The organism is Jiangella anatolica (genome assembly GCF_003236295.1).
GTDB lineage: Bacteria > Actinomycetota > Actinomycetes > Jiangellales > Jiangellaceae > Jiangella > Jiangella anatolica.
In genome coordinates, this window is sequence record NZ_POTW01000008.1 from 82,411 (window position 1) to 106,375 (window position 23,965).

30 protein-coding genes are annotated in these 23,965 nt (G+C 72.9%); 20 read left to right on the top strand and 10 right to left on the bottom strand.

Annotated elements, in window-relative coordinates; genetic code table 11:
- The first annotated feature begins 23 nt into the window (after nucleotides 1–23).
- On the top strand, nucleotides 24–605 hold the full coding sequence (gene pth / locus C1I92_RS05025; protein ID WP_111253574.1) for an aminoacyl-tRNA hydrolase: 582 nt from the start codon (nucleotides 24–26) through the stop codon (nucleotides 603–605).
- 241 nt (nucleotides 606–846) lie between these two features.
- Complete coding sequence (locus tag C1I92_RS05030) at nucleotides 847–2,271, top strand: exopolysaccharide biosynthesis polyprenyl glycosylphosphotransferase (RefSeq protein ID WP_158563996.1); 1,425 nt, start codon at nucleotides 847–849, stop codon at nucleotides 2,269–2,271.
- Here C1I92_RS05030 and C1I92_RS05035 read toward each other — a convergent pair.
- A complete protein-coding gene (locus C1I92_RS05035) occupies nucleotides 2,265–3,125 on the bottom strand; it encodes an SDR family oxidoreductase (protein WP_111253576.1) in 861 nt (286 codons plus the stop codon). The two genes, C1I92_RS05030 and C1I92_RS05035, sit on opposite strands and share 7 nt — an antisense overlap.
- 51 nt (nucleotides 3,126–3,176) lie before the next feature.
- On the opposite strand from C1I92_RS05035, the gene soxR reads away from it, so the two are divergent.
- The 7 genes from soxR to C1I92_RS05070 all read left to right on the top strand — a co-directional run bounded on the left by soxR (nucleotide 3,177) and on the right by C1I92_RS05070 (nucleotide 9,817).
- Nucleotides 3,177–3,557 carry a redox-sensitive transcriptional activator SoxR gene (gene soxR / locus C1I92_RS05040; protein WP_111253577.1) on the top strand — a complete coding sequence of 127 codons (381 nt, stop codon included), beginning with the start codon at nucleotides 3,177–3,179 and terminating at the stop codon, nucleotides 3,555–3,557.
- A gap of 99 nt (nucleotides 3,558–3,656) precedes the next feature.
- The gene (locus C1I92_RS05045) at nucleotides 3,657–4,421 is read left to right on the top strand and encodes a 3'(2'),5'-bisphosphate nucleotidase CysQ (RefSeq protein ID WP_111253578.1); all 765 of its coding nucleotides are present in this window, start codon (nucleotides 3,657–3,659) and stop codon (nucleotides 4,419–4,421) included.
- Nucleotides 4,418–5,326 (top strand): sulfate adenylyltransferase subunit CysD, encoded by a 909-nt coding sequence (gene cysD, locus C1I92_RS05050; protein WP_111253579.1) that lies wholly within the window; start codon nucleotides 4,418–4,420, stop codon nucleotides 5,324–5,326. The genes C1I92_RS05045 and cysD overlap by 4 nt, the downstream gene beginning before the upstream one ends.
- 1 nt (nucleotide 5,327) lies before the next feature.
- Nucleotides 5,328–6,578 (top strand): sulfate adenylyltransferase subunit CysN, encoded by a 1,251-nt coding sequence (gene cysN, locus C1I92_RS05055; protein ID WP_111253580.1) that lies wholly within the window; start codon nucleotides 5,328–5,330, stop codon nucleotides 6,576–6,578.
- A gap of 168 nt (nucleotides 6,579–6,746) precedes the next feature.
- Complete coding sequence (locus C1I92_RS05060) at nucleotides 6,747–8,315, top strand: acyl-CoA ligase (AMP-forming), exosortase A system-associated (protein ID WP_111253581.1); 1,569 nt, start codon at nucleotides 6,747–6,749, stop codon at nucleotides 8,313–8,315.
- On the top strand, nucleotides 8,312–9,538 hold the full coding sequence (locus tag C1I92_RS05065) for a pyridoxal-dependent decarboxylase, exosortase A system-associated (RefSeq protein WP_111253582.1): 1,227 nt from the start codon (nucleotides 8,312–8,314) through the stop codon (nucleotides 9,536–9,538). Before C1I92_RS05060 ends, C1I92_RS05065 begins: the two co-directional genes overlap by 4 nt.
- Before the next feature lie 21 nt (nucleotides 9,539–9,559).
- Nucleotides 9,560–9,817 carry an acyl carrier protein gene (locus tag C1I92_RS05070; RefSeq protein ID WP_111253583.1) on the top strand — a complete coding sequence of 86 codons (258 nt, stop codon included), beginning with the start codon at nucleotides 9,560–9,562 and terminating at the stop codon, nucleotides 9,815–9,817.
- Between the two features lie 5 nt (nucleotides 9,818–9,822).
- On the opposite strand, the gene C1I92_RS05075 is transcribed toward C1I92_RS05070, so the two are convergent.
- Entirely contained in the window at nucleotides 9,823–10,689 is an 867-nt protein-coding gene (locus C1I92_RS05075; protein ID WP_199520962.1) for a hypothetical protein, read from the bottom strand.
- 41 nt (nucleotides 10,690–10,730) lie between these two features.
- On the opposite strand from C1I92_RS05075, the gene C1I92_RS05080 reads away from it, so the two are divergent.
- From C1I92_RS05080 to C1I92_RS05120, 9 genes are all read left to right on the top strand, one after another.
- Nucleotides 10,731–11,600, top strand: coding sequence for a glycosyltransferase (locus C1I92_RS05080; protein WP_111253584.1), 870 nt, complete (start codon nucleotides 10,731–10,733; stop codon nucleotides 11,598–11,600).
- Nucleotides 11,597–12,256, top strand: coding sequence for a polysaccharide deacetylase family protein (locus C1I92_RS05085; RefSeq protein ID WP_111253585.1), 660 nt, complete (start codon nucleotides 11,597–11,599; stop codon nucleotides 12,254–12,256). The genes C1I92_RS05080 and C1I92_RS05085 overlap by 4 nt, the downstream gene beginning before the upstream one ends.
- An 11-nt stretch (nucleotides 12,257–12,267) precedes the next feature.
- Entirely contained in the window at nucleotides 12,268–13,182 is a 915-nt protein-coding gene (locus C1I92_RS05090; protein WP_158563998.1) for a glycosyltransferase, read from the top strand.
- Nucleotides 13,183–13,228: 46 nt separating this feature from the next.
- Nucleotides 13,229–13,492: a PqqD family protein gene (locus C1I92_RS05095; protein ID WP_111253587.1), complete on the top strand. Its 264-nt coding sequence runs from the start codon at nucleotides 13,229–13,231 to the stop codon at nucleotides 13,490–13,492.
- Between the two features lie 73 nt (nucleotides 13,493–13,565).
- On the top strand, nucleotides 13,566–13,700 hold the full coding sequence (locus tag C1I92_RS05100; RefSeq protein ID WP_146605025.1) for a lasso RiPP family leader peptide-containing protein: 135 nt from the start codon (nucleotides 13,566–13,568) through the stop codon (nucleotides 13,698–13,700).
- A gap of 130 nt (nucleotides 13,701–13,830) precedes the next feature.
- A complete protein-coding gene (locus C1I92_RS33650) occupies nucleotides 13,831–13,965 on the top strand; it encodes a lasso RiPP family leader peptide-containing protein (RefSeq protein WP_267896708.1) in 135 nt (44 codons plus the stop codon).
- A gap of 73 nt (nucleotides 13,966–14,038) precedes the next feature.
- Nucleotides 14,039–15,220: an asparagine synthase-related protein gene (locus C1I92_RS05110; RefSeq protein ID WP_111253590.1), complete on the top strand. Its 1,182-nt coding sequence runs from the start codon at nucleotides 14,039–14,041 to the stop codon at nucleotides 15,218–15,220.
- Nucleotides 15,217–15,669, top strand: coding sequence for a lasso peptide biosynthesis B2 protein (locus tag C1I92_RS05115; protein ID WP_158564002.1), 453 nt, complete (start codon nucleotides 15,217–15,219; stop codon nucleotides 15,667–15,669). The genes C1I92_RS05110 and C1I92_RS05115 overlap by 4 nt, the downstream gene beginning before the upstream one ends.
- Nucleotides 15,666–16,622 (top strand): phosphoenolpyruvate carboxykinase (ATP), encoded by a 957-nt coding sequence (locus C1I92_RS05120; protein WP_111253592.1) that lies wholly within the window; start codon nucleotides 15,666–15,668, stop codon nucleotides 16,620–16,622. Before C1I92_RS05115 ends, C1I92_RS05120 begins: the two co-directional genes overlap by 4 nt.
- 5 nt (nucleotides 16,623–16,627) lie before the next feature.
- On the opposite strand, the gene C1I92_RS34290 is transcribed toward C1I92_RS05120, so the two are convergent.
- Entirely contained in the window at nucleotides 16,628–17,029 is a 402-nt protein-coding gene (locus C1I92_RS34290; protein WP_199520963.1) for a hypothetical protein, read from the bottom strand.
- A 148-nt stretch (nucleotides 17,030–17,177) separates the two neighbouring features.
- Here C1I92_RS34290 and C1I92_RS05130 point away from each other — a divergent pair, with 148 nt between their 5' ends.
- Nucleotides 17,178–17,708, top strand: a complete 531-nt coding sequence (locus C1I92_RS05130) for a pyridoxamine 5'-phosphate oxidase family protein (protein WP_233506850.1) — start codon at nucleotides 17,178–17,180, stop codon at nucleotides 17,706–17,708.
- 170 nt (nucleotides 17,709–17,878) lie between these two features.
- Here the strand turns inward: C1I92_RS05130 and C1I92_RS34295 are convergent, their stop codons facing one another.
- Together C1I92_RS34295 and C1I92_RS05140 are read right to left on the bottom strand one after the other, a co-directional pair.
- Complete coding sequence (locus C1I92_RS34295; RefSeq protein ID WP_199520964.1) at nucleotides 17,879–18,121, bottom strand: class I SAM-dependent methyltransferase; 243 nt, start codon at nucleotides 18,119–18,121, stop codon at nucleotides 17,879–17,881.
- Nucleotides 18,121–18,807, bottom strand: a complete 687-nt coding sequence (locus C1I92_RS05140; RefSeq protein WP_111253594.1) for a GH25 family lysozyme — start codon at nucleotides 18,805–18,807, stop codon at nucleotides 18,121–18,123. Before C1I92_RS05140 ends, C1I92_RS34295 begins: the two co-directional genes overlap by 1 nt.
- Before the next feature lie 70 nt (nucleotides 18,808–18,877).
- Here C1I92_RS05140 and C1I92_RS05145 point away from each other — a divergent pair, with 70 nt between their 5' ends.
- The gene (locus C1I92_RS05145; protein ID WP_111253595.1) at nucleotides 18,878–19,660 is read left to right on the top strand and encodes a class I SAM-dependent methyltransferase; all 783 of its coding nucleotides are present in this window, start codon (nucleotides 18,878–18,880) and stop codon (nucleotides 19,658–19,660) included.
- Nucleotides 19,661–19,670: 10 nt separating this feature from the next.
- Here C1I92_RS05145 and trxA read toward each other — a convergent pair whose 3' ends face one another.
- From trxA to C1I92_RS05170, 5 genes are all read right to left on the bottom strand, one after another.
- Nucleotides 19,671–19,994 (bottom strand): thioredoxin, encoded by a 324-nt coding sequence (gene trxA / locus C1I92_RS05150; RefSeq protein WP_111253596.1) that lies wholly within the window; start codon nucleotides 19,992–19,994, stop codon nucleotides 19,671–19,673.
- Nucleotides 19,991–20,338: a MerR family transcriptional regulator gene (locus tag C1I92_RS05155; protein WP_111253597.1), complete on the bottom strand. Its 348-nt coding sequence runs from the start codon at nucleotides 20,336–20,338 to the stop codon at nucleotides 19,991–19,993. Before C1I92_RS05155 ends, trxA begins: the two co-directional genes overlap by 4 nt.
- Nucleotides 20,339–20,386: 48 nt before the next feature.
- Entirely contained in the window at nucleotides 20,387–20,716 is a 330-nt protein-coding gene (locus C1I92_RS05160; protein WP_199520965.1) for a hypothetical protein, read from the bottom strand.
- A gap of 481 nt (nucleotides 20,717–21,197) precedes the next feature.
- On the bottom strand, nucleotides 21,198–23,147 hold the full coding sequence (locus tag C1I92_RS05165) for an ABC transporter ATP-binding protein (protein WP_111253598.1): 1,950 nt from the start codon (nucleotides 23,145–23,147) through the stop codon (nucleotides 21,198–21,200).
- A 72-nt stretch (nucleotides 23,148–23,219) separates the two neighbouring features.
- Complete coding sequence (locus C1I92_RS05170; RefSeq protein WP_111253599.1) at nucleotides 23,220–23,960, bottom strand: FkbM family methyltransferase; 741 nt, start codon at nucleotides 23,958–23,960, stop codon at nucleotides 23,220–23,222.
- Between the last annotated feature and the right edge of the window lie 5 nt (nucleotides 23,961–23,965).

Consider the following 23,965-nt stretch of genomic DNA (forward strand, 5'->3'; position numbering starts at 1 on the left):
CCGCCGGGCCGGGGAGCCTGTCGATGTCCGACGCGTGGTTGGTGGTCGGGCTGGGCAACCCCGGCCCGACGTATGCCGGCACCCGGCACAACGCCGGTGCCATGGTGGTCGACCTGCTGGCCGAACGGGCCGGCGTCGCGCTCAAGTCGCAGCGCAAGCACCGGGCCGACGTCGCCGAGGTGCGCCTCGGCGGCGTCCCCGGCGCGCGGGCCGTCCTGGCCAAGCCGCACACGTACATGAACGAGTCCGGCGGGCCGGTCGCGCTGCTCGCCGACTTCTACAAGATCACCCCCGACCGGTTGCTGGTCGTCCACGACGAGCTGGACCTGCCGTTCGGCACCGTCCGGCTGAAGCTCGGCGGGGGTGACAACGGTCACAACGGACTGCGTTCCGTGCGTGCCCGCATCGGCACCGGCGACTACTGCCGGCTGCGCTTCGGCATCGGCCGCCCGCCCGGCCGGATGGACCCGGCGGCGTTCGTGCTGAAGCCCTTCTCCACTGCTGAGAAGCGGGAGATCGATCTCGAGGTCGACCGCGCGGCCGACGCCGCGGAGGCCGTCGTGGTCGACGGACTGACCTACGCGCAGAACCACTACAACGGCTGAACCGCACCTCCGATCCGGCCCGGCCGACCTCCTCGTCCGAAATCGGAGGTTTCGACTGTCGCCTTCCGGTTCCGCAGCGTATAGTCCGTCCCAGTTCGTCGGCTTGATGATGAGCCGGTGGGGGGTATCGGAGCCTGGGGGGGCCATGGCTACGGTGGGTCTGTCGTCGGCTGGCGCGCGCACACAACCGCGGAGAACTCTGTCCGAGTTCGACGGGCGTGGTCCGCTCGTGCCGCCTGCGGTGCGTCCTTTTCGTTATCGCCGCGTCACCGCGGCGGGTGACCTGCTGACGGGTGCGCTGGCGCTTGCCGCCACCGTCGCGTCGAGCTGGTCGCACCTCGACATCGAGATCGCGGTCGGCGCGATGGCGGTCGTCTGGCCGCTGGTGCTGACGGCGAAGACGGGCCGGGCGGACCGGCTGTTCGGCGTCAAGAACACCTATCGCGACGTGCTGAAGTCGCTGGCCGCGTTGATCGCGATCCTGGCGGTGGCCGGTGCGGTGCTCTCGATCCCGCTGCTGGGCACGACGTTCCTGGCGGTGGCCGCGATCCTGGCCGGCGGCTCGATCGCCGTCCGGCTGGTGGTGCGGCGCAAGCTGCGCCGGCTGCGCATGCTCGGCCGGGCCACCCGGCGGACGCTGCTGGTCGGCCCGGCGAGCGGCGTCGCCGCCAGCATGGACCGCTTCACCAGCGACGGCGAGCACCCGCTGTCCGTCGTCGCGGCGTGCGTCGAGGACGACGGCACCGAGCCGCCGGCCTCGGTCCCCGTCGTCGGCACGATCGTCGGTGGTCTGCCGGGCCACGACGACGCGCTGCGCGACGAGGAGATCGTGCACGCGGTACGGCTGGCCGCCCAGCGTGTGCGGGCCCGCACGGTGTGCGTCACGCCCGGCTCGGAGTTCACCGGCGACCGCCTGCGCGCGCTGAGCTGGATGCTCGGCGACATCGGCATCGACCTCGTCACCGACCTCGGGCTTTCCGACGTCGCGGCGCACCGCATGGGCCTGGGCAGCATGGGCTCCAGCGTGCTGCTGCACGTCAAGCAGGTCCGCCCGACCGGGCTGCGGCTGGCCGCGAAGGTCGCCACCGACCGCCTGCTGGCCGGACTGATGCTGCTGCTGCTCTCGCCGCTGCTGCTGACCATCGGCCTCGCGGTGAAGCTCACCGACTCCGGTCCGGCGATCTACCGGCAGGACCGGGTCGGCCGCGACGGGCTGTACTTCACCATGTTCAAGTTCCGCACGATGTACGTCGACGCCGACCAGCGCCGCGCGGAGCTGCTCGACTCCGCCGACGGCGACGGCGACGGCCCGATGTTCAAGATGCGCCACGACCCGCGGATCACCCGGATCGGCCGGCTGCTGCGCAAGTACTCCCTCGACGAGCTGCCGCAGCTGCTCAACGTGCTGCGCGGCGACATGTCGCTGGTCGGCCCGCGGCCGGCGCTGCCGGAGGAGGTCGCGACGTACGACGGCACCGCCCGGCGCCGGCTGGCCGCGATCCCGGGCATGACCGGGCTGTGGCAGGTGAGCGGCCGGTCCAACCTCACGTGGGGCGAGACCGTGCGGCTGGACCTGCGCTACGTCGACAACTGGTCCTACGGCGACGACCTGCAGCTGCTGCGCCGCACCGCCGGCGCCGTGGTGCGCAGCACCGGCGCCTACTGAACCGCGGGCAGGAAGTCCGCGGCGTGCTCGGCCGCCCACTCGCGGAATCGGCGGGCTGGGCGGCCGGTGATCGCCTCGACGGTGTCCAGCACCGGCTCCGGCCGGTCGACGAGCGTCGCCCAGTACGCCAGCGCGGCAGCCGCGTACTCCGGGTCGCCGAACCACGTGGCGAACTCCGCCCGCGCCTCGTCCGGCGGCTGCTCCTCCCAGCGGACCGGCCGGCCGATCGCCTCGCCGATCAGCCGCGCCTGCTCGGCCTGCGTGATCGTCTCCGGGCCGGTGAGGACGTGGACGGCTCCGGCGTGCGCGTCCGGGTCGGTGAGCGCGGCGACGGCGGCGTCGGCGAGATCGCGCTCGTGGACCAGCGATCGTCCGGCCGCGCCGAACGGGGCCCGGACCACGCCGGTGTGCGCCTGCGCGGCCCAGTCCAGCGTGTTGGTGGCGAACCCACCGGCGCGCAGCATCGTCCAGCTCACCCCGGACCGGCGCAGCGCGTCCTCGACCGCGCCCCAGATGCCGTTCTCCTCCACGGGGCGGTCGTCACGGACGTTGAGCGCGGAGAGGTAGACGACGTGACGCGGCGCGGCGGCCAGCGCGGCCGCCACCTCTTGCAGCCCGTCAGGGGAGAACGACGGCCAGAGCAGGAAGACCCGGCCGGCGCCGGCCAGCGCCGCGGTCAGGGTGTCCGGCCGGGTGAGGTCGCCGGCGACGACCTCGACGCCCGCGGGGAGAACGGCGCGGGCGTTCTCGGGGTCGCGAGTCAGCACGCGGATCGGGAGGCCGCGGCCGGCCAGCGTGCCAACGATGTGGCGGCCGACGTTGCCGGTGCCGCCGATGACGAGAATGGTGTCCATGTCCCCAGGCTCAGACTTAAACCAAGGTTCAGGTCAAGCTACGGTGGACGCATGCCCGAACTGACCATCGGCGAGCTGGCCGAGCGCAGCGGCGTGCCGGCCTCGACGCTGCGCTACTACGAGCGGCACGGTTTGCTGCACAGCCGCCGCACGACCGGCAACCAGCGCCGCTACGCCGAGGCGATGCTGCGGCAGGTGGCGTTCATCCGGGCGTCGCAGCGGGTCGGCATCCCGCTGGCCGAGATCGGCGAGGTGCTGGAGTTCCTGCCCGACGGCGGCGCGCCGACACCGCAGTTCTGGGCCCGGGCGGCGCAGTGCTGGGGCCGGGCCATCGACGAGCGCATCGCCGCGCTGCAGCGCCGGCGCGAGGTGTTCAGCGCGTGCGCGAGCTGCGGCTGCCTGACGTTCGGCGAGTGCGCGCTCGTCGCGTGACCGGATGCTGGACGGAGCGTCTCGGATATTGGGCGAGCGCGTGATTCCGGACGGGATCACCCTAGGCTGGGACGTTCGAGACCGGCTTCGAGGAGATCCGTGGCATCCACTGATGCGATCCTGGCCGCCCGCCTCGCCACCGAGGCGGGCGCGCTGCTGCTCGCACTGCGCCGCGACCACGATCCGGCATCGGGCACCCAAGTGCTGCGCGACGCGGGGGATCGCGCGGCCCAAGGCTTCCTGGCCGGCGCGCTGGCGGCGCAGCGGCCGGGCGACGCCGTCCTGAGCGAGGAGGCGCCGGACACCGCCGTGCGGCCGGCCGCCCGTCGCGTCTGGATCGTGGACCCGCTGGACGGCACCCGGGAGTTCGGCGAGGGCCGCGACGACTGGGCGGTGCACGTGGCGCTCTGGCAGGACGGCGACCTGGCCGCCGGCGCCGTCGCGCTGCCCGGCCTCGACACCACGCTGACCAGCGACCCGGCCCCCGTGCTCCCGACGCCGAACCGGGACCGAACCGGAGCGCCGCGGATCGCCGTCAGCCGCAGCCGTCCACCGGCCGCCGCCGAGCGCGCCGCCGAGGCGCTGGGCGCCGAGCTGGTGCCGATCGGGTCGGCCGGCTTCAAGGCCGGCGCCGTCGTGCGCGGCGAGGTCGACGCCTACGTCCACGCCGGCGGCCAGTACGAGTGGGACTCCGCCGCGCCGGTGGCCGTCGCCCGCGCCGCAGGCCTGCACACCAGCCGGCTGGACGGGTCGCCGCTGCGGTACAACCAGGCCGACCCGTACCTGCCCGACCTGCTCATCGCCCGCCCGGAGCTCGCCGCCGCGCTCCTGGCGGCCGTCGCCGAACCCGCGAGGTCAGCATGACGATCCACGAGTACCAGCTCTCGCAGCTCGACCTGCTCGAGGCCGAGGCCGTCCACGTCTTCCGCGAGGTCGCCGCCGAGCTGGAGCGGCCGGTGCTGCTGTTCTCCGGCGGCAAGGACTCCATCGTCATGCTGCGGCTGGCCGAGAAGGCGTTCTGGCCGGCCCCGATGCCGTTCCCCGTCATGCACGTCGACACCGGGCACAACTTCCCCGAGGTGCTGGAGTTCCGCGACCGCCGGGTGGCCGAGCTGGGCGTCAACCTCGTCGTCGCGTCGGTGCCGGACGCCATCGAGCGCGGGCTGGTGGCCGAGGAGCCGAACGGCTCGCGCAACCGGATCCAGACCCCGGTGCTGCTGGAGGCGGTCGAGAAGCACCGCTTCACCGCGCTGTTCGGCGGCGCCCGCCGCGACGAGGAGAAGGCGCGGGCCAAGGAGCGGGTGTTCTCCTTCCGCGACGACTTCGGCCAGTGGGACCCGAAGAACCAGCGCCCGGAGCTGTGGAACCTGTACAACGGCCGGATCCACCTGGGCGAGAGCATCCGGGTGTTCCCGCTGTCGAACTGGACCGAGCTCGACGTCTGGCACTACATCCAGCGCGAGCAGATCGCCGTCCCGTCCATCTACTACGCGCACGAGCGCGAGGTGTTCGAGCGCGACGGCATGCTGTTCGCGAACAACGAGTTCTGCCGCCCGCGCGAGGGCGAGACGACGTTCACCGCGACGGTCCGCTACCGCACCGTCGGCGACGCGTCGCTGACAGCGGCCGTGCGCTCCGACGCCGACACCGTCGAGAAGGTGATCGACGAGATCGCCGCCACCCGGCTGACCGAGCGCGGCGCCACCCGCGGCGACGACCGCGTCAGCGAGGCCGCGATGGAGGACCGGAAGAAGGAAGGCTACTTCTGAGATGGATCTGCTCAGGTTCGCCACCGCCGGCTCCGTCGACGACGGCAAGAGCACGCTGATCGGGCGGCTCCTCTACGACTCCAAGGCGATCTTCACCGACCAGCTGGAGAGCGTGGAGCGCACCAGCCAGCAGCGCGGCGACGAGTACACCGACCTCTCGCTGCTGACCGACGGCCTGCGCGCCGAGCGCGAGCAGGGCATCACCATCGACGTCGCGTACCGCTACTTCGCCACGCCGCGGCGCAAGTTCATCATCGCCGACACCCCGGGGCACATCCAGTACACCCGCAACATGGTCACCGGCGCCTCCACCGCCGACCTCGCGATCGTGCTGGTCGACGCGCGCAAGGGCATGGTCGAGCAGAGCCGCCGGCACGCCTTCCTGGTGTCGCTGCTGCGGGTGCCGCACCTGGTGCTCGCGGTCAACAAGATGGACCTCGTCGACTGGTCGCAGGAGGTCTTCGAGGGCATCGAGAAGGAGTTCTCGTCGTTCGCGACGAAGCTCGACGTGCCCGATCTCACCGTCGTGCCGATCTCCGCGCTGCACGGCGACAACATCGTCAGCCGGTCGCCGAACATGCCGTGGTACGAGGGCCCGTCGCTGCTGCACCACCTGGAGCACGTGCACATCGCCAGCGACCGCAACCTCGTCGACGTCCGGTTCCCGGTGCAGTACGTGATCCGGCCGCAGTCGCTGCAGCGCACCGACTACCGCGCCTACGCCGGGCAGGTGGCCGGCGGCGTGCTCAAGGCCGGCGACGAGGTCATGGTGCTGCCCAGCGGGTTCACCACCCGGATCGCCGCCATCGAGACCGCCGACGGCCCGGTCGGCGAGGCGTTCGCGCCGATGTCGGTGACGGTCCGGCTCGAGGACGAGATCGACGTCTCCCGCGGCGACATGATCTGCCGGCCGCACAACCAGCCGGCCGTCGCGCAGGACATCGACGCGATGGTCTGCTGGATGGCCGAGACGCCGCTCGTGCCGGGCCAGAAGCTGGCCATCAAGCACACGACGCGCTCGGCCCGGGCACTGGTGAAGGAGCTGCAGTACCGGCTCGACGTCAACTCGCTGCACCGCGACGACACCGCGACCCAGCTCGGCCTCAACGACATCGGCCGGGTGCGGCTGCGCACCACCGTGCCGCTGCTCGCCGACGAGTACCGCCGCAACCGGCAGACCGGCGGGTTCATCCTCATCGACGAGGCCACGAACCGCACCGTCGGCGCCGGCATGATCACGTCGGCGAGCTGAGCGTCCGGTGGGCTCCAAGATCACCGGCGGAGATGCGGGAACGTCCCGCGCGGGCTATGCTCGACCCGATTCGCGTCTCGTAGTCGCACCGAGACGCGTGGGGTGATTCGCTCGGGGGGGCCGAGAAGTGCGGATGCACCGTTGTGCTGCTCGACCGGCGATCGTGCTGTGACCGCGATCAGGACCGGTTTCCACGATCTGCTGGGTCAGGCTGCCGCTGCCCGGCCGGACGCCCCCGCGCTGACGTACCGGAACGAGACGGTGAGCTACGCCGAGGTGTGGCGGACGGCGCAGGCCGCCGCGGCCCAGCTGGCCGGGCTCGGGCTGCAGCGCGGCGATCGGGTGGCGATCTACCTGGAGAAGCGCATCGAGACCGTGGCGGCGTTCTTCGCCGTCTCGGCCGCCGGTGGGGTGTTCGTGCCGGTCAACCACGTGCTCAAGGCCACCCAGGTCGGGCACATCCTCGCCGACAGCGGCGCGTCGATCCTCATCACCTCGGCCGATCGCCTGGCCCAGCTCGACGACGTCCTGGGCGAGACGGCGGTCGCGCACGTCGTCACCGTCGGGACCGCGACGGCTGCGGACGGCGCGGACCACCGCGTGCACCGCTGGGACGCCGGTCAGGAGGCCGGCGGCGAGCCGGAGCCGTCGCCGGCCATCGACGTCGACCCGGCGGCGATCCTGTACACGTCGGGCAGCACCGGGAAGCCCAAGGGCGTCGTGCTGAGCCACCGCAACCTCATCGTGGGCGCGGAGAGCGTGAGCAGCTACCTCGAGAACAGCGCCCAGGACGTCATCCTCAGCGTGCTTCCGCTGAGCTTCGACGCGGGGCTGAGCCAGGTGACGACCGCGTTCTCGGTCGGCGCGCACTGCGTGCTGATGAACTACCTGCTGCCGCGCGAGGTGCCGAAGCTGTGTGAGCGCTACGGCGTCACCGGCCTCACCTGCGTACCGCCGCTGTGGCTGCAGCTGGCCGAGGTGCCGTGGCCCGAGCACGTGGCGCGGAAGCTGCGCTACTGGGCGAACACCGGCGGCCGGATGCCGCGGGTCACGCTGGACCGGTTGCGCGGCATCTTCACCGAGGCCAGCCCGTTCCTGATGTACGGCCTGACCGAGGCGTTCCGCTCGACCTACCTCGACCCGGCCGAGGTCGACCGGCGCCCGGACTCCATCGGCAAGGCGATCCCGAACGCGGAGATCCTGGTCGTGCGCCCGGACGGCACGCCGTGCGGGCCGGGCGAGGAGGGCGAGCTGGTGCACCGCGGGGCGCTGGTGGCGCTGGGCTACTGGAACGACCCGGTCCGGACGGCCGAGCGGTACAAGCCGCTGCACCGGCCCGGCGAGGAGTGGCGGACCCCGGAGCTCGCCGTGTGGTCCGGCGACACCGTCGTGGTCGACGAGGAGGGGTTCCTCTACTTCGTGGGCCGCAAGGACGACATGATCAAGACGTCGGGCTACCGGGTCAGCCCGACGGAGGTGGAGGAGGCGGCGTACGGCACCGGACTGGTGCGCGACGCCGTCGCCGTCGGCGTCGACGACGACGCGCTGGGGCAGCGGATCGTCCTCGTCGCCACGCCGAAGGCTGCCGAGCTCGACGTTGCGGCGCTGCTGGCCGCGCTGCGCCAGACGCTGCCGCTGTACATGGTGCCGTCCGAGGTCGAGGTCCGGCCTGAGCTGCCGCGCTCGCCCAACGGCAAGTTCGACCGCGGCCTCATCAAGGCGGAGGGCGTCCGATGAAGCCGCAGGAGCACGTCGCCGCGTTCGGGACCGCCGCCGGAGAGCTGCGGGTCGGCGGGATGGCCCTGAGCCGCCTCGCCGAGCGGGTCGGCTCGACCCCGTTCTTCGCCTACGACCGCGGGCTGCTGGACGCGCGGATCGACCGGCTGCGCACGGCGTTGCCGACGTCGGTGCAGCTCAGCTACGCCATGAAGGCCAACCCGATGCCGGCCGTGGTCCAGCACCTGGCGCACCGGGTCGACCGCATCGACGTCGCGTCGGCGCTGGAGCTGCACGCGGCCCTGGACACCGTGATCGCGGCCGACCGGGTCAGCTTCGCCGGCCCCGGCAAGACGCCCGCGGAGCTGCGCCAGGCGGTCGCCGCCGGCATCATCGTCGAGGTCGAGTCGCCGACCGAGCTGGCCCGGGTGGTGTCGGCCGGCGACGACCTCGGGCTCACGCCGAACGTCGCCATCCGCGTCAACCCCGACTTCGCGGTCAAGGGCTCGGGCATGCGCATGGGCGGCGGCCCGCAGCAGTTCGGCATCGACGCCGAGCAGGTGCCGGCCGTGCTGCGCGAGTTCGCCGCGGCGGGCGTGAACTGGCTCGGCTTCCACGTCTTCGCCGGCTCGCAGAACCTCAACGCCGAGATCATCGCCGAGGCGCAGCGGCGCACCGTCGACCTCGTCGCGGACCTCGCGGAGCACCTGCCCGCGCCGGTGCGCTACGTCAACCTCGGCGGCGGGTTCGGCATCCCGTACGTCGAGAAGGACCAGCCGCTCGACCTCGACGTCGTCGCCGGCCACCTGCACGAGCTGGTCGGCGGCGCACTGGCGCAGCGGCTGCCCGGCGCGACGCCGGTGATCGAGCTGGGCCGGTACATCGTCGGCGAGTGCGGCGTCTACGTCGCCCGCGTCCTGGACCGCAAGGTGTCGCGCGGCAAGACCTACCTCGTCGTCGACGGCGGCATGCACCACCAGTTGGCCGCGTCGGGCAACTTCGGGCAGGTCATCCGGCGCAACTACCCCCTCGTCGTCGGCAACCACGTCGAGAAGCCCGGCGCCGAGACCGCGACGGTGGTCGGCTGTCTCTGCACGCCGCTGGACCTGCTCGGCGACGACGTCGAGCTGCCCGCCGCCGAGATCGGCGACCTCATCGTGATCTTCCAGGCCGGCGCCTACGGCCTCACCGCCAGCCCGACGGCCTTCCTCGGGCACCCGGCCCCGATCGAAGTCCTGGTCTGAACCATGGAGCAAGGAGCGCGCATGACCGAGACCCTGGACACCGTCCGCACGGTGCTGATCGAGGCGCTGGACCTCGGCCAGCGGCCGGAGGACCTCCACGAGGACACGGCCCTCTTCGGCTCGCTGCCGGAGCTGGACTCGCTGGGTGTCCTGGCGCTGGTGTCGGCGCTGGAGGACCGGTTCGACATCACCGTCGCCGACGACGAGTTCGACGCCGACCTGTTCGAGACGCTGGGGACGCTGACGCGGTTCGTCGAGTCCAAGCTGGCCACGGTCTGACCGGGCTACCAGCGGACCAGCGTCAGCTCACTGTAGAGATGATCGATCGACTCGGGGTCGACGTCCGCGGCGCGGAACATCTTCGGCCGCGGCTGGGACAGCTCCGTGCCCGGACCGCCGGGTGCGAACCCCAGGACGCGCCGTTCGGCGAGCGTCAGCGGGAGCCCCTGCCGGAGCAGGTGGGCGCCGACCGCGGGCCAGGCCTGCCGGAGGACGCCGCGGTCCCCGCCGGCGTACAGCGGCGTGGCGAACAGCGGCAGCCGCTTGCGGCGGTCGCGTCGATACACGAGGTAGCCGTGGGCGCCGTCGCGCTCGACCAGCAGGTGCTGGGCCGCCGGCGCCTCCCGGTGGTCGCGGTACACGTCGGCGTCGCGGCCGGTGAGCGTCCGCTCCAGCGCCGCCGGGTCCGTCGTCACGCGGGTGCCGCGACCAGAGATGCGGGGCAGGTTGGCGACCAGCCGGGTCGCGGTGTCGAGCCGGGTGAAGCCGAGGCGCTCGTTCAGCGCGATGACGTTGCCGCTGGGCGAGAGATCGGTGAAGACGTAGCCCTTCTGGCCGAGCAGCGCGCGCACGAGCCGCAGCGAGTGGGTGCGGTACTCCTCGAGCACGCAGAAGGCCGCCAGGTTGCAGAACGCGACCCGCTCGCCGGCGATGTCGCGCTCGGAGTAGACGGCCGCGTACACGCCGACGATCGCGTCGTCGCTGAGCAGCTGGAAGCCGTGATTGGGCGCGTCGCTCCTCCAGGGCGGGCTGAGCAGCACGGCCCACGCGGCGGCGGACACCCGCTGGTTCAGCTGCTGGTGGAGAAACCGGCCCACGGCCGTCGCGTCGCCGGCCGAGATCGGCCGCACGACCACGGCGGGCGTTCCCATCCGGGCATGCTATCGCGGCGTGTCCCGGGAGAGGGGCGACGATGGCCAGCGTCGTGATCGCCGCGCACAACGAGGCGAACGTCATCGGGCGATGCCTCGACGCGCTGGCCGCGCAGCGGTTCGCCGGCCCCGTCGAGATCGTCGTGAGCGCCAACGGCTGCACCGACGACACCGCCGTCGTCGCGGCGCGTCCGGGCGTCACCGTGATCGACCGGCCGGAGGCCGGCAAGGCGGCCGCCCTGGACGCCGCCGACCGCGTCGCGACCGGCTTTCCACGCATCTACCTCGACGCCGACATCGTCGTGCCGCCGCACGCCCTCGCCACGCTGCTGGCCCGGTTCGACGTGCTGCCGCGGCCGCTGGCCGTCGTGCCCCGGCGGCGCGTGGCCACCACCGGCCGGCCGTGGCCGGTGCGGGCGTACTTCTCCATCAACGAGCGGCACCCCGCCTTCCGGGCCGGGCTGTTCGGCCGGGGGATGATCGTGCTGTCCGAGCTGGGCCGGGGGCGGTTCGACACGTTCCCGGCCGCCATCGCCGACGACCTCTTCCTGGACTCCCGGTTCGCCGCCGCGGAGAAGGCCGAGGTGAGCGAGGTCGAGGTCGTGGTCGAGGCGCCGCGTACCACCCGTGACCTGCTGCGCCGGCTGGTCCGCGTCCGGCGCGGCAACGCCCAGCTGCGCGCAGCGGCGGACGCGGGCGAACTGGACCTGCCGGTGCGCCCGGCGGACCGCTGGGCTTGGCTGCGCGAGGTCGTCCTGCGCGATCCGCGCCGGGCGCCGGCCGCCGTCCCGTACCTCGTCATCACCGTCGCGGCCGCGTTGCTCGCCCGCCGTCCGGCCAAGGCCGGCGACGCCTGGGGCCGCGACGACAGCACGCGCACACCGTCGTCCGCCGAAGGGACACCGACGTGATCCTCCACCTGTGCTTCCACGGCATCGGGACCTGCGAGCGCGAGCGCGAGCGCGAGCCCGGCGAGGCCGGCTACTGGGTCACCGAGCCGGTGTTCCGGCAGATCCTCGACGAGGCCGCGAAGCACCCGCACGTGCGGCTCAGCTTCGACGACGGCAACGCCTCCGACGTCGCGGTCGCCCTGCCGGCGCTGAAGGAACGGGGCCTGCGGGCCACCTTCTTCGCCCTCGCCGGGCGTCTGGACGACCCGGTCAGCCTGAGCGCGGCGGATCTGCGGGACCTGCGTGACGCCGGGATGGGGATCGGCAGCCACGGCTGGGACCACGTTCAGTGGCGCGGGCTGCCGGCCGCCGCCGCCCGCCGCGAGCTGGTCGAGGCGCGTGCCGCGCTCACCGAGGCGAGCGGGGGGCCGATCACGGAGGCGGCCCTGCCGCTCGGCCGGTACGACCGGCAGCTGCTGGGCCGGCTGCGCCGCGCCGGCTACGAGGCCGTCTACTCCAGCGACCGGTTCCCGGCCCGCTCCCGGGGCTGGCTGCAGGCGCGCTACAGCGTCACCGCCGGGGACACCGCCGAGTCCATCCGGACCTACATCACGCACCGCCCAGGCCTGCGCGACGCCCGCAACGCCGCGGTGAGCGTGATCAAGAGGCTGCGCTGATGGAGTGGCACATGGGTGCGGAGCCGGCCGAGCTCGACGTCGCGGTCGCGATCGTGACGTACAACAGCGAGCGCCATGTCGCGGACCTGCTCGACAGCCTGCCCGCGGCGATGGGCGAGCTCAGCTACTCCGTCGTGGTGGTCGACAACGGCTCGGCGGACGGCACCGTCGCACTCCTCGAGGCGCGGACCGACTGCGTCGTGGTCCGCTCGGTCAACGACGGCTACGCGGCGGGCATCAACCGAGCGGTGCGGTCGTCCCCGCCCGCGTCGGCGGTGCTCGTGCTCAACCCCGACGCGACCCTCGACCCCGAGGCGGGGCCACGCATGTTCGACGTCGTGCGCAAGCCGGGCGTCGGGATCGTGGCGCCACGGACGCGGGAGGCCGACGGCAGCCTGTCGCCGACCCTGCGGCGGACACCGACGCTGCCCCGGGTCGGCGGGCTCAGCTTCACCGGGCTCGCGGTGTTCGCCGAGCGCATCGAGGCCGGACCCGAGTACGAGTCCGAGCACGAGGTCGACTGGGCCATCGGGTCGATCCTGCTGGTCGACCGCGAGTGCTTCGAGGCGCTGGGCGGCTTGGACGAGTCGTACTTCCTCTACTCCGAGGAGACCGACTTCTGCCTGCGCGCCCGCGACCTGGGCTGGTCCACGGTCTACACCCCGGAGGCCGGCGGCATGCACGTGGGCGGCGGGTCGGGCGAGAACGCGACCACGCACACGATGCAGATGGTCAACCGGATCCGGCTCTACCGGCGCCGGGCCGGCAACGGCAAGGCCTGGGGATACTTCGCGCTGACGCTTCTGGTCGAGCTCCGCCGCGGCGTTCTCGGCCACCGCGCGTCCTGGACCTGCCTGCGCGCGCTGGTGCGGCCGTCGACCCGGCCGCCGATGCTGGGTGCGAGCGACACGTTCCTGCCCCCGTGAATCGGGGTGCGCTAGAGTGCGACATAGCAGGATTCTTGGGGGGCCGATGAGACTGCGCACCAATGGCGTCAGCTGGCGCGAGATCGACGGCGAGACGGTCATTCTGGACCTCTCCTCGTCGACGTATCTGAAGACCAATGCGGCGGGCTCGACCATCATGCGGCTGCTGGCCGAGGAACGCACCACCGCCGAGCTCGCCGACGGCCTCGTCGAGGAGTACGGCATTCCGGCCGATCAGGCCAAGGTCGACACCGAGACGTTCATCGCGATGCTCCGCGAGCGGAACCTCCTCGACACCGCCGATTCCTAGTGTCCGTGGTGGCGACGGCTGTCGCCGGCACGGCAAGCACCATCCATCCGCAGAACAGGAAGTGGGGGCCCAGATGGCCTATGAAGCGCCGACGCTCGAGGAGATCGGCTCGGTCCGCGATCTCACCTTGGCCGAGAGTGGCCGTGGCCGCTCCGACCAGATCCAGTGGTTCCGTTACAACAACGACCCCGGTGGCGTGCTCTCCTGAGCAAATCACCGGAAGTCGGCCCGGAATAGCGTAAGAGACGATAAACTCCCGACGTGTTCAAGGGGGGGCATTGGTGGATGTCCCTGTCATTTCGCTCTCGTCCGAGGGCATGAGTAAGGGGGGCAGAGGTATGGCTTATGAGCCGCCTGTGTTGGAAGAGGTCGGTTCCGTTCGGGACCTGACGCTGGCGCTGAACGGCTTCGGCTCGTCGGACAATTTCTTCTGGTTCACGAGCAAGCCCGGCGGCGGCGGGGGGATCTCCTGACGTCATCCACGTGATCGGGCGGGCCCGCCTGACGGCGGGCTCCGCCCGGTCCCGGTGACGCAGGACGTCTGTCGTGGACGAACTGCAGCCTCGACCCCGCTACTACCGGCTGTCCGCGTTCGAGCTCGCCACCTCCTGGGTGCACGGAGTCCGCGCGGTGCCGGCCGTTCCGCACGTCCCGGTGTCCCCGCGCGTCGCGCTCGAGGACGCCATCCGGCCCGCCCTGCTGCGCGGGCCGTGCTTCGTCTCGTTCTCCGGCGGGCGCGACTCGTCCGCCGTCCTCGCCGTCGCCACCGCGCTGGCCCGGCGCGACGGCCTGCCCGACCCGGTGCCCGTCACCGAGGTCTATCCCGGCGTCGCCGACGCCGACGAGTCCGAGTGGCAGCGGCTGGTCGTCGGCCACCTGAAGCTGACCGAGTGGGTGCGGCTCCCGGTCTCCGGTGAGAGCGACCTGCTCGGCGACGGCGCCCGGGCCAGCCTGCTGCGGCGCGGCGTGGTCTGGCCGCCGCCGTTCCACGTCAAGGACCCGCTGTTCGCCACCGTCGCCGGCGGCTCGATGCTGACCGGCGAGGGCGGCGACGAGGTGATCGGCCCGCGCCGCGTGACGCCGGTCAACCTGCTCGTGCGGCTGCGCCGCCGGCCGCGCCCGATCCTGCTGGCGGCCGTCGGGTCGTCGCTGCGTCCGGCTGTCCTGCGCCGGGCCGCGGTCCGCCGGCAGATGGCCGCCGACGACCAGCAGCCGTGGCTGCGCGCGGACGTCGCCCGGGCGCACCGCCGGCTGCTGGCCGCCGACGAGGCGGCCGAGCCGCTGGCCTGGGGCCGGTCGATCTGGTGGGTGCGGCATCGGCGAGCCGTCGACGCGGTGCTGACCAACTACGCCGCGCTGGGTGCCGAGCACGACGTCCGGGTGGGACATCCGCTGCTGGACGAGCGCTTCCTCGCCGCCCTGGCCGGGTTCGGCGGCCGCTGGGGGTTCGCGGGCCGGACCGACCTGATGCGCGTCCTGTTCGCCGACCTGCTGCCCGAGGCGGTGCTCAGCCGGGCCAGCAAGGCCAGCTTCGACCGTGCCTACCTGGGCGAGCCGACCCGTGAGTTCGCGCGGACCTGGGACGGCAGCGGCGTCGACACCACGCTGGTCGACCCGGACGTGCTGCGCTCGGCCTGGCTGTCGGACCGTCCGTCGACGCTCTCGGGGACGCTGCTGCAGCAGGCGTGGCTGTCGGCGCAGCCGGTCGCGGCCGGGGGCGCCCGGTGAGCGCGGCGGGGTGGTGGCGCGGTCTGCGCTCGGTCCGCGCCTGGCCGGTGGCCGCTCGGGCGGTCGCGATCACCGTTGTGGTCGAGCTGGGCCTGCGGGTCACCACGCTGCCCCGGCTGTCGGCCTTCATCGGGGTGCCGTTGCGGCTGGACGACCGGCCGGCGGTGCTCGGCGCACCGTCGCCGGGCCTGCTCGACGTGCGTGAGCTGCGGGCCCTGGGGATCAGCGAGCGCGTCGTGCGGCGCTGGCCCTTCGGCGACACGTGCCTGCGCCGCGCGCTGGTCAGCGGGCACCTGTTGCGCCGCCGGAAGCCGGCCCTGCGGGTGGGCGTGGCCAAGGTCGACGGGCGGATCCAGGCGCACGCGTGGCTGGAGATCGACGGGGTGAGTCTGGACCCGGAGGGCTCGGCCACGTACCGGACGTTCGAGGCGATGGGCGGGACGCGATGAGCGCGGAACGGCAACTGCTGTACGGGCTGCGGGTGGCCTCGGAGGTCCCGCTGCACCAGGAGCGGTCCGCGCCGGCCGGCGGCGAGCCCGACGTCGACATCCGCTGGGGCGACCCGGTGCCGCTGACGCTGACGCCGCCGGCCGGCCGGGTGCTGGCGCACGTGGAGACCGACCAGCCGTACTACACGTTCACGCAGGACGACGCCGGCGGCTGGACGCTGCGCTTCTACCGGACCTGCGACTTCGTCGTGGCACCCGGCGGCCGATCGGTGCGGGTGCATGTGGTCGAGGGCGCCGATCCGGGCGTCGCCGGCATCCTCACCGCCGGCGCGCTGCTGTCGTTCCTGGTCACCGTCCGTGGCGAGATGGTCCTGCACGCGAGCGCCGTGCAGGTCGGATCCGGCGCGGTGGCCTTCGTCGGCCGGTCCGGCATGGGCAAGTCCACGATGGCGACGCTGCTGTGCGCGGCCGGCGGCGCGCTGATCACCGACGACGTGCTGCGGCTGGACGACGACGGCGACGGCGGGCTGGCCTGCCGGCTGGGCGCGACGGAGCTGCGGCTGCGCAAGTCGGCGGCCGAACTGGTCGAGCAGTTCGCCGTGGCGCCGTCCAGCCGGCTCACCAGCGACGCCCGCGACGCGCTGAGCGTGGCGCCGGCGCGGGTCGACGGGCTGCCGCTGGCCGGCATCGTGTTCCCGCTGCCGGACCGGGAGCGCACGTCGATCGAGCTGACCCGGATGGGCGCGATGGACGCGCTGATCACGTTGCTGCGGTTCCCGCGGCTGCTCGGCTGGTCCGACTCGGAGATCCTGGACCGGCAGTTCCAGCAGGCCGGCGAGATCGTCGAGCGGGTGCCGGTGTTCGTGGCGCACGTGCCGTGGGGGCCGCCGTTCTCGCCGGCGATCGCGCCGGCCATCGCCGACGCCGTCGGCCTGGGCGCGCGGGTGGGCTGACGCCGTCAGCCCTGGCGGTAGAGCGGGGTCGCGCCGGAGGTCGCGCCGGACCTGGTGGCCGGCTCGGCGGTGCCGCCGGCGGTGCGGGTGTGCGCCTGGCCGAGCCAGTCGCCGACCTCGGGCTCGTCGGCGTCGCGGCCGGACTGCCGCTCGTGCCGGGCGACCTGCTCGCGCAGGTAGTCGATCTCCTCGCGCCGGGCCCGGGCCCGGTTCACGCCGGCGACGATGGCCAGGATGCCGAGCAGCAGGAGCAGGCCGGCGCCGACCCCCGCGGCGAAGACACCCCAGACGGGCGAGTCGAGGTCGACGTCGAACGCGCTGAGCGCGACGGTGTCGCCGCCGGCGATCACGGCGACGACGATCGCCACCGCGGCGACGGCGAGCAGGAGCAGTCCGAGCACGATCATGCCGGGTCCTTCCGGGTGGCGGGCCGCATGTCAGTAGTCATCTCTTCCCGTGCACACAGAGGGGCAAACCCGGACGTCCTTCCGTGCGATGAGTTCGGCCGCCGCGCCGGGTCTACCGTCGGACAGCACTTCGGAGGAGGCGGGAACCGTGATCACACCGACCAGCGACCGGAACCTCGACGGCTACGGCGCGCCACTCATCCCGTGGGAGAAGGTGCAGGCCCGGCTGGACGCGGGCGCGTCGCAGGCGCCCGGCACCGGCGGGCCGAACCGGCACACCAGCTGGCTGGCGACCATCGATCCGGACGGCCGGCCGCACGTGATGCCGGTCGGCGCGCTGTGGATCGACGGCGCGTACTACTTCACGTCCGGCCCGGGCACGCGCAAGTCCCGCAATCTGGCCGCGGACCCGCGCTGCTCGATCACCGTCGCCATGGACCCGTTCGACGTGGTGGTCGAGGGCGTGGCGGAGCGGGTGACGGACGAGCCGACGCTGGAGCGGGTGCGCGACACCTACAAGGGCGGCTGGGAGCCGGTCATCGAGGACGCGGCGTTCACCGCACCGTTCAGCGCGCCGAGCGCAGGCCCGCCGCCGTGGTACGTCTACCGGCTGACGCCGTCGACGGTGTTCGCACTGGGCGCTGAGGACCCGTTCGGCGCGACCCGGTACACGTTCTAGCCCCGTGGATGCAGCGAGGCGACGATGTGGAGGAACAAAGGGATGCGGTGCCACTTGTCCCGTGTGTCGGCATGGGCCTGTTCACGGAGCCGGTTGATCACGAAACCGGCGTCGGACAGGGCATCGGTGTAGGCCTTGGAGCGGCCGGTGCTCGCCGTGGTACGTCATCGTCAGGCCCTCGCGGGCGCGGAGGCATCGGCGACGATCGCCAGGACCCGGTGTCCCAGGGCCTGCAGCTCGCGGCTCACCCGTCCCTCACCACTGCCGACGTCCACCGTCAGGCGGCCGGGCGCCGGGATCAGCGGCAGGAAGGAGTCCCGGTGGCTCTCATAGCTGTCGACGCCGGTCCTGGTCCAGGCGATCCAGTCGTGCGCGTTCGAGTCCCAGCCATCGGCGAGTGGATGCGGGGGCACTAGTCCTCGCCCTCGCGCATGATGTCGAGGTCGACCGGGCCGTCGATGCCGTCGACCCGGGCGTGGGTGTTCACCTGCCAGACGTGCCAGCGCTCGTCGGTGGGGCGGCGGAAGAAGCGGTAGTCCCACAGCCGCCGGTCCAGCCCCTCGCGGAGCGGATAGACGTCGTCCCAGTCGGGACGGACGTAGAACAGCAGGTCGCGGCCCCACGCCCGCTCGACGGCGCGGACGAAGGCGTCGACCTCGGCGGCGACGTCGTCGGCCGGCGGCCGCTCGCTGCAGTTGCCGGTCAGCTCCAGGTCGATGACCGGCGGCAACGCGTCGTCGTCGGGCGGAGCGACGGCGAGGAAGTTCTCCGCCTGCGCCGCGCCCGGCGCGCAGAGTGTGAAGAAGTGGTACGCGCCGCGGTCCAGCCCGGCCCGCCCGGCGCCGGCCCAGTTCTCCTCGAACCACTCGTCCACCCAGCCCTGGCCCTCGGACGCCTTGATGTAGGCGAACGAGATGCCGTCGTCGGCGACCGCGTCCCAGTCGATCTCGCCCTGGTGCGCCGAGACGTCGATGCCGTACCGCTCGCCGCTCTCCAACGCCGGCCGCCAGTGCGGGATGACGCCGAACCAGAGCGTCGCGCCCAGCCCGAGCGCTGCGACCAGCACCACCGCGACGGTGATGACGATGCGACGGCGCATACCCCGATTCTGCCCGATCCGTGGCCTTCGTCCGCCACCCTAACCGGCCCGCCGGCCGTATCGTCGGCTCATGACAACGGATGTCTGGGCCGAGGGCGACGGATACGAGGCGTACGTCGGGCGGTGGAGCCGGGCGGTCGCGGCCGAGTTCGTGCCGTGGCTGGGCGTGCCCGCCGGCGCTCGCTGGGTGGACGCCGGCTGCGGCACCGGCGCGCTGACCGAGGCGGTGCTGACGCTGGCCGCGCCGGCCTCCGTGCTCGGCGTCGACCCGTCCGGCGGGTTCCTCGCCACCGCCCGCTCGCGGCTCCCGGCGGCGACGTTCGAGCTCGGCTCGGCGGAGGCGCTGCCGGTCGCCGACGGCGCCGCCGACGCCGTCGTGGGCGGGCTGATGCTGAACTTCGTCCCGGACGCGACGGCCGCCGCCGCGGAGTTCGCCCGGGTGGCCGCGCGGGGCGCCGTCGTCGCCGCGTACGTGTGGGACTACGCCGACGGCATGGAGCTGATGCGGCACTTCTGGGCCGCCGCGGCCGACGTCGACCCGGGCGGCGCCGCGCTGGACGAGGGCACCCGGTTCCCGCTGTGCCGGCCGGAGCCGCTGACCGAGCTGTGGGAGGACGCCGGGCTGGCCGACGTGACGGTGCGGCCGATCGACGTGCCGACGCGCTTCGCGTCGTTCGACGACTACTGGCGGCCGTTCCTCGCCGGCCAGGGCGCCGCGCCCGGCTGGCTGGCGACGCTGCCGCCGTCACGGCGCGACGAGATCCGCGACGCGGTGCGGGCGCGGCTGCCGATCGCGGCCGACGGCTCCATCGCGCTGACGGCGCGCGCCTGGGCGGTCCGCGGCCGGCGCTGAGGGCTCGACGTCAGCGCGAGAGGGCGTCCTCGAGCTCCTTCAGCAGCCGGGCCTTCGGCCGGGCCCCGACCAGCGCCTGCACCGGCTCGCCGTCGACGAACAGCATGAGCGTGGGCAGTGACATGACGCGGTAGCGGGCGCCGGTCACCGGGTTCTCGTCGTTGTTGATCTTGCGGATCGCGACGGTGCCCTCGAGCTCGCCGGCCAGCTGGTCCAGCATCGGCGCGATCATGTGGCACGGCGGGCACCACTGGGCCCAGAAGTCCACCAGGACCGGGATGCCGCTCTGCAGCACCTCGCGCTCGAACGTCTCGTCGGTGACGGCCGGCGTCATGGGCGCTCCTCGAGCCGGGCCTGGATGTCGGCCCGGATCGCGGTCAGCCGCTCCAGGTAGCCGTCGATCTCGGCGAGCTTGCGCCGGTACGTCTCGATGGAGTCCGCGCACGAGTCGCCGGAGTCGTGGCCCGAGCGCAGGCACTCCACGAACGGGCGGGTGTCGTCGAGGCTGAAGCCGATGTCCTGCAGCGTCTGGATCTCGTTGACCAGCCGCAGGTCGTCCTCGTCGTACTCCCGGTAGCCGTTCGGGGCGCGCTGCGCCATCAGGAGTCCCTGGGACTCGTAGAACCGCAGCGCGCGCGTCGTGGTGCCGGTGCGCCGGGCGAGGTCGCCGATTCGCATGCCTCGACGGTAATCCTTGACGCGCGCGTCAAGGCAAGCGCGGACGGGTCAGGCGGTGTGCTGGGTCGCGGTGGCGCAGCGGGCCCGGCCGGAGAGGACGGTGAGCGCGCTGGGGTGGGCGCCGACGCTGGGCTCCGGGACGTGCGGCGGGTCGATCCAGCGGATCTCCGTCAGGCCGCCGTGGCCGTGGATGCTCTCGACGTCGTCGATGTCGTCGTAGACGGCGACGGACTGGATGTCGGAGCAGCACCAGGCGAGGGTGACGCGGCCGGTGGGGTACTGCGTGCCGTAGGCGACCAGGCCGGTGCCGGAGACGCCGGTGACGTCGTAGCGGCGGTGCAGACCGAAGCGGCGCGGAAGTTGAGCGGGCTGGCTCACGTGACTCGTTCCCCGTTTCGTTGATCAGGCGTGGCGGCCGGGACCTGGCTGGTCCGACCGGCCGCCACGCCGGCCTGTGGTGCGCGGGCGACGGCTGTGTGACGCACCCCGATCGTCATGGCCATCCCTCCGCACTCTTGTGGAGATGTCACCAGGGTGACACTCGCCGCACCATCGCGCAGCGTCACCGCGTGACGTGTGACACGTTGAAACATCGGCTGCCACAAGGACGCGCAACGAAAGGGACATTTGCGACATCCAGTGCCCTTCGCGGCCATGCAGGGACGATCCAGGACTGCATCCGGCCGCTCTGCGGTTCGCTGATCGAAACGGGTGCTGGGCTGCGCCGATGAGTGACGGCGACGGTCGCGGCCGGCGACGGCGCGGCCATATGTCTATCGGTTCCGGCGCCGATCCGTCGTGCCGAAGGCCGATGCCGTGACATCGGACGGGCGACTGTGACGCGACGAGTCGCGTGCGTTTAGCGCGACGTCTCAGGTGCGAGGTAGGCGGCCGCCTGCAGCCGGAACAGCTCCGCGTAGTGGCCGTCCTGCGCCATGAGCTGATCGTGCGAGCCCTGTTCGGTGACCCGGCCGCCGTCGAGGACGTAGATCCGGTCGGCGGTGCGGACGGTGGAGAAGCGGTGCGAGATGAACAGCACCGTCCGCCCGCCGAGCAGATCACGCAGCGACTGGAACAGCGCGTGCTCGGCCCGCGGGTCCAGGGACGCCGACGGCTCGTCGAGGATGACGAACGGCGCGTCGCGGAAGAACGCCCGGGCCAGCGCGACCCGCTGCCACTGGCCCAGCGAGAGGTCGCGGCCGCCCTTGAACATCTTCGACAGCGCGGTGTCCCAGCCGTGCGGCAGGTCGTGGACGACCTCGGCGACGCCGGCCCGGCGGGCGGCCGCGGCGATCGCGTCGATGTCGTCCATCCGGTCCGCGTCGCCCAGGCCGATGTTCTCGCGCGCGGACAGGTGGTAGCGGACGAAGTCCTGGAACACGACGGCGACCGACCGGCGCAGCCCCGGCCGCGAGTAGGTGGAGACGTCGACGTCGTCCCAGTGGATCGCGCCGCCGTCCGGCTCGTACAGCGTGGCCAGCAGCTTCGCCAGCGTGGTCTTGCCCGAGCCGTTCTCGCCGACCAGCGCCACGATCTCGCCCGCGTTCAGCCGGATCGACACGTCGTCCAGCGCCGGCGCGGTGCTGCCCGGGTAGGTGAAGGTCAGGCCGTCGGCCCGCAGCGTCCGGAACGACGGCGGCGCCGGCGCGCCCGCCTCGGCCTGCTCGGCCTCCGGCCGCATCGCGACGAAGCCGGCGAGGTCGTCGAGGAACAGCCCGGACTCGAAGATCTGCTGCGCGCCCTTGAACAGCGTGCCGACCTGCGTGGCCAGCAGCCGGATCGCGACGATGGCGGCGCCGGCCTCGGCCAGCGTGACCCGGCCCTGGCCGACCAGCCAGACCAGGGCCAGCAGCGTCGCGGCGAGGAACGCCGCCGAGGCGAGGTTCCCGGCGACGGCGAGCCGGGTGCGGCGGCGCAGGTGCGTGCGCAGGTCGTCGGCGTAGGCGGTGTAGACGGCGTCGAAGCGTTCGCGCAGCGCGCCGGTGAGTCCGTACGCGCGCACCTCCTTCGCCTCGTCGCGGCCGGTCTGCACCAGGCCGAGGTACTGGCGCAGCCGCAGCCGTGGCGTCTGCGCGACGGCGAAGTCGAACTCCAGCCGGCTCTCGCGGCGGCTGCTGACGAACAGCGGGACGCCGGCCAGCAGCAGGATCGGCAGCAGCGCCGGCTCGAAGCTGACGATCGCGACCGACAGCCCGATGCAGCCGGCCAGTCCGCCGGCCAGCCCGATCAGGCCCTGGGTGAGCTGGTACGGCCGGCTCAGCGCGTTGGTCTGGACCCGCTGCAGCCGGTCGTAGAAGTCCGGCGACTCGAACGCCCGCAGCCCCACCGCCCCCGCCACGTCCAGCAGCTGCTGCCAGGTGGAGCGCAGCACCAGCTCCGAGAGCAGCCGCTGCTGGTTGGCCTGGATCGCCGTCGACACCGCCACCAGCGCCGTCACCGCGGCCAGCAGTACCACCGGCAGCACGACCGGCCCGACGCCGCCGCCGTCGCCGACCACGAGGATCGCGTCGAGGACGGACTTGACGATCAGCACCTGGGCGGCGATGACGGCCGCGCCGAACAGCTGCAGCACCGTCGTGATGACGAACGCCCGGCGGTCGGCGGCCCAGGTGAGCCGGATGCTGTGGCGCACGAGCGCGCGCAGCCGGCCGGCGGACTTGCGCTGCCGTCGCGCCGACGCCGCCAGCTCGACCGGGTCGTCGCTCGGCGTCGCGTCGTCGCCCGGCGTCGCGTCGTCGGCCACGCGACGCCCGTCATCGTCGCCGTGGCCGGCGGACGCGCCACCTCGGGCATGCCGCGGCGTCGTCATGTGGCCCCCCACGTGAGTGTCGCCGGTCAGCCCCCCAGCCCCCGGCGGTGGCCCCATCGTAGACCGGCGGCGTCAGCGGCGCACGGCCACGCAGTCGTACTCGACCAGCGCCAGCCGCGGGTCCAGCGTCACCGGGAACATGCCGGAGACGGTGAATCCGGCCGCCTCGATCGCCCGCAGCGTCTCCAGGTGGGTCGGCATGCCGTCGTAGATCGGCTGGACGGACGCCTCGGTCTGCAGCGCGAGCACGTCCGCGAGCCGGTCGCCGGCGCCGTCGAGGACCTCCAGATCCCAGCCCTGGGTGTCCAGCTTCAGGTAGATGCGCCGATCGTCGATGCCCTCCAGCGCGCGCTCCCACATCGTCTCCAGGCGCCGCACCTGGACGTGCTCGATGCGCGCGGTCTCGATGACGTCGCCGAAGTCGCGCTGGCCGTACTCGCTGGCCGAGCGCAGCGACGACAGCGACGTGTTGCGTGCGACGTTGATGCGGGCCGTCGTGTCGGAGGCCCCGAGCGCGACCGGCAGCACCCGCCACTTCGGGTCGGCGCGCGCGACGCCGGTCAGCACCTCGCGGCTCTCCTTGACCGGCTCGAACGACACGATCCAGCCGCGGTAGCCGTTGCGGCGCAGCTGGGTGGCGTACTCGCCGTGCCGCGCGCCGACGTCGAGCACGACGTTGACGTCGAGCAGGGCGAACAGCCGGCTCAGATGCAGGCTCAGCAGGCTGACCTCGCGCTGGCGGCGGGTCGGCACGACCTCCATTCCCAGCCGGCGCAGGACGTTGCGGGTCTTGTGCTCGATGAGCGTTGCCATGAAGC

Coding starts and splice junctions, on each gene's coding strand:
- C1I92_RS05155 (WP_111253597.1), bottom strand. CDS start 20,338: ATGCGAATCGGCGACCTCGCCCGGCGCACCGGCACCACGACGCGCGCG.
- soxR (WP_111253577.1), top strand. CDS start 3,177: ATGCCCGAACTGACCATCGGCGAGCTGGCCGAGCGCAGCGGCGTGCCG.
- C1I92_RS05165 (WP_111253598.1), bottom strand. CDS start 23,147: ATGACGACGCCGCGGCATGCCCGAGGTGGCGCGTCCGCCGGCCACGGC.
- C1I92_RS34290 (WP_199520963.1), bottom strand. CDS start 17,029: ATGATCGTGCTCGGACTGCTCCTGCTCGCCGTCGCCGCGGTGGCGATC.
- C1I92_RS05170 (WP_111253599.1), bottom strand. CDS start 23,960: ATGGCAACGCTCATCGAGCACAAGACCCGCAACGTCCTGCGCCGGCTG.
- C1I92_RS05070 (WP_111253583.1), top strand. CDS start 9,560: ATGACCGAGACCCTGGACACCGTCCGCACGGTGCTGATCGAGGCGCTG.
- C1I92_RS05100 (WP_146605025.1), top strand. CDS start 13,566: ATGGCCTATGAAGCGCCGACGCTCGAGGAGATCGGCTCGGTCCGCGAT.
- C1I92_RS05145 (WP_111253595.1), top strand. CDS start 18,878: ATGACAACGGATGTCTGGGCCGAGGGCGACGGATACGAGGCGTACGTC.
- C1I92_RS05090 (WP_158563998.1), top strand. CDS start 12,268: ATGGGTGCGGAGCCGGCCGAGCTCGACGTCGCGGTCGCGATCGTGACG.
- cysD (WP_111253579.1), top strand. CDS start 4,418: ATGACGATCCACGAGTACCAGCTCTCGCAGCTCGACCTGCTCGAGGCC.
- C1I92_RS05035 (WP_111253576.1), bottom strand. CDS start 3,125: ATGGACACCATTCTCGTCATCGGCGGCACCGGCAACGTCGGCCGCCAC.
- C1I92_RS05065 (WP_111253582.1), top strand. CDS start 8,312: ATGAAGCCGCAGGAGCACGTCGCCGCGTTCGGGACCGCCGCCGGAGAG.
- C1I92_RS05080 (WP_111253584.1), top strand. CDS start 10,731: ATGGCCAGCGTCGTGATCGCCGCGCACAACGAGGCGAACGTCATCGGG.
- C1I92_RS05120 (WP_111253592.1), top strand. CDS start 15,666: ATGAGCGCGGAACGGCAACTGCTGTACGGGCTGCGGGTGGCCTCGGAG.
- C1I92_RS05075 (WP_199520962.1), bottom strand. CDS start 10,689: ATGGGAACGCCCGCCGTGGTCGTGCGGCCGATCTCGGCCGGCGACGCG.
- cysN (WP_111253580.1), top strand. CDS start 5,328: ATGGATCTGCTCAGGTTCGCCACCGCCGGCTCCGTCGACGACGGCAAG.
- pth (WP_111253574.1), top strand. CDS start 24: ATGTCCGACGCGTGGTTGGTGGTCGGGCTGGGCAACCCCGGCCCGACG.
- C1I92_RS05095 (WP_111253587.1), top strand. CDS start 13,229: ATGAGACTGCGCACCAATGGCGTCAGCTGGCGCGAGATCGACGGCGAG.
- C1I92_RS33650 (WP_267896708.1), top strand. CDS start 13,831: ATGGCTTATGAGCCGCCTGTGTTGGAAGAGGTCGGTTCCGTTCGGGAC.
- trxA (WP_111253596.1), bottom strand. CDS start 19,994: ATGACGCCGGCCGTCACCGACGAGACGTTCGAGCGCGAGGTGCTGCAG.
- C1I92_RS05140 (WP_111253594.1), bottom strand. CDS start 18,807: ATGCGCCGTCGCATCGTCATCACCGTCGCGGTGGTGCTGGTCGCAGCG.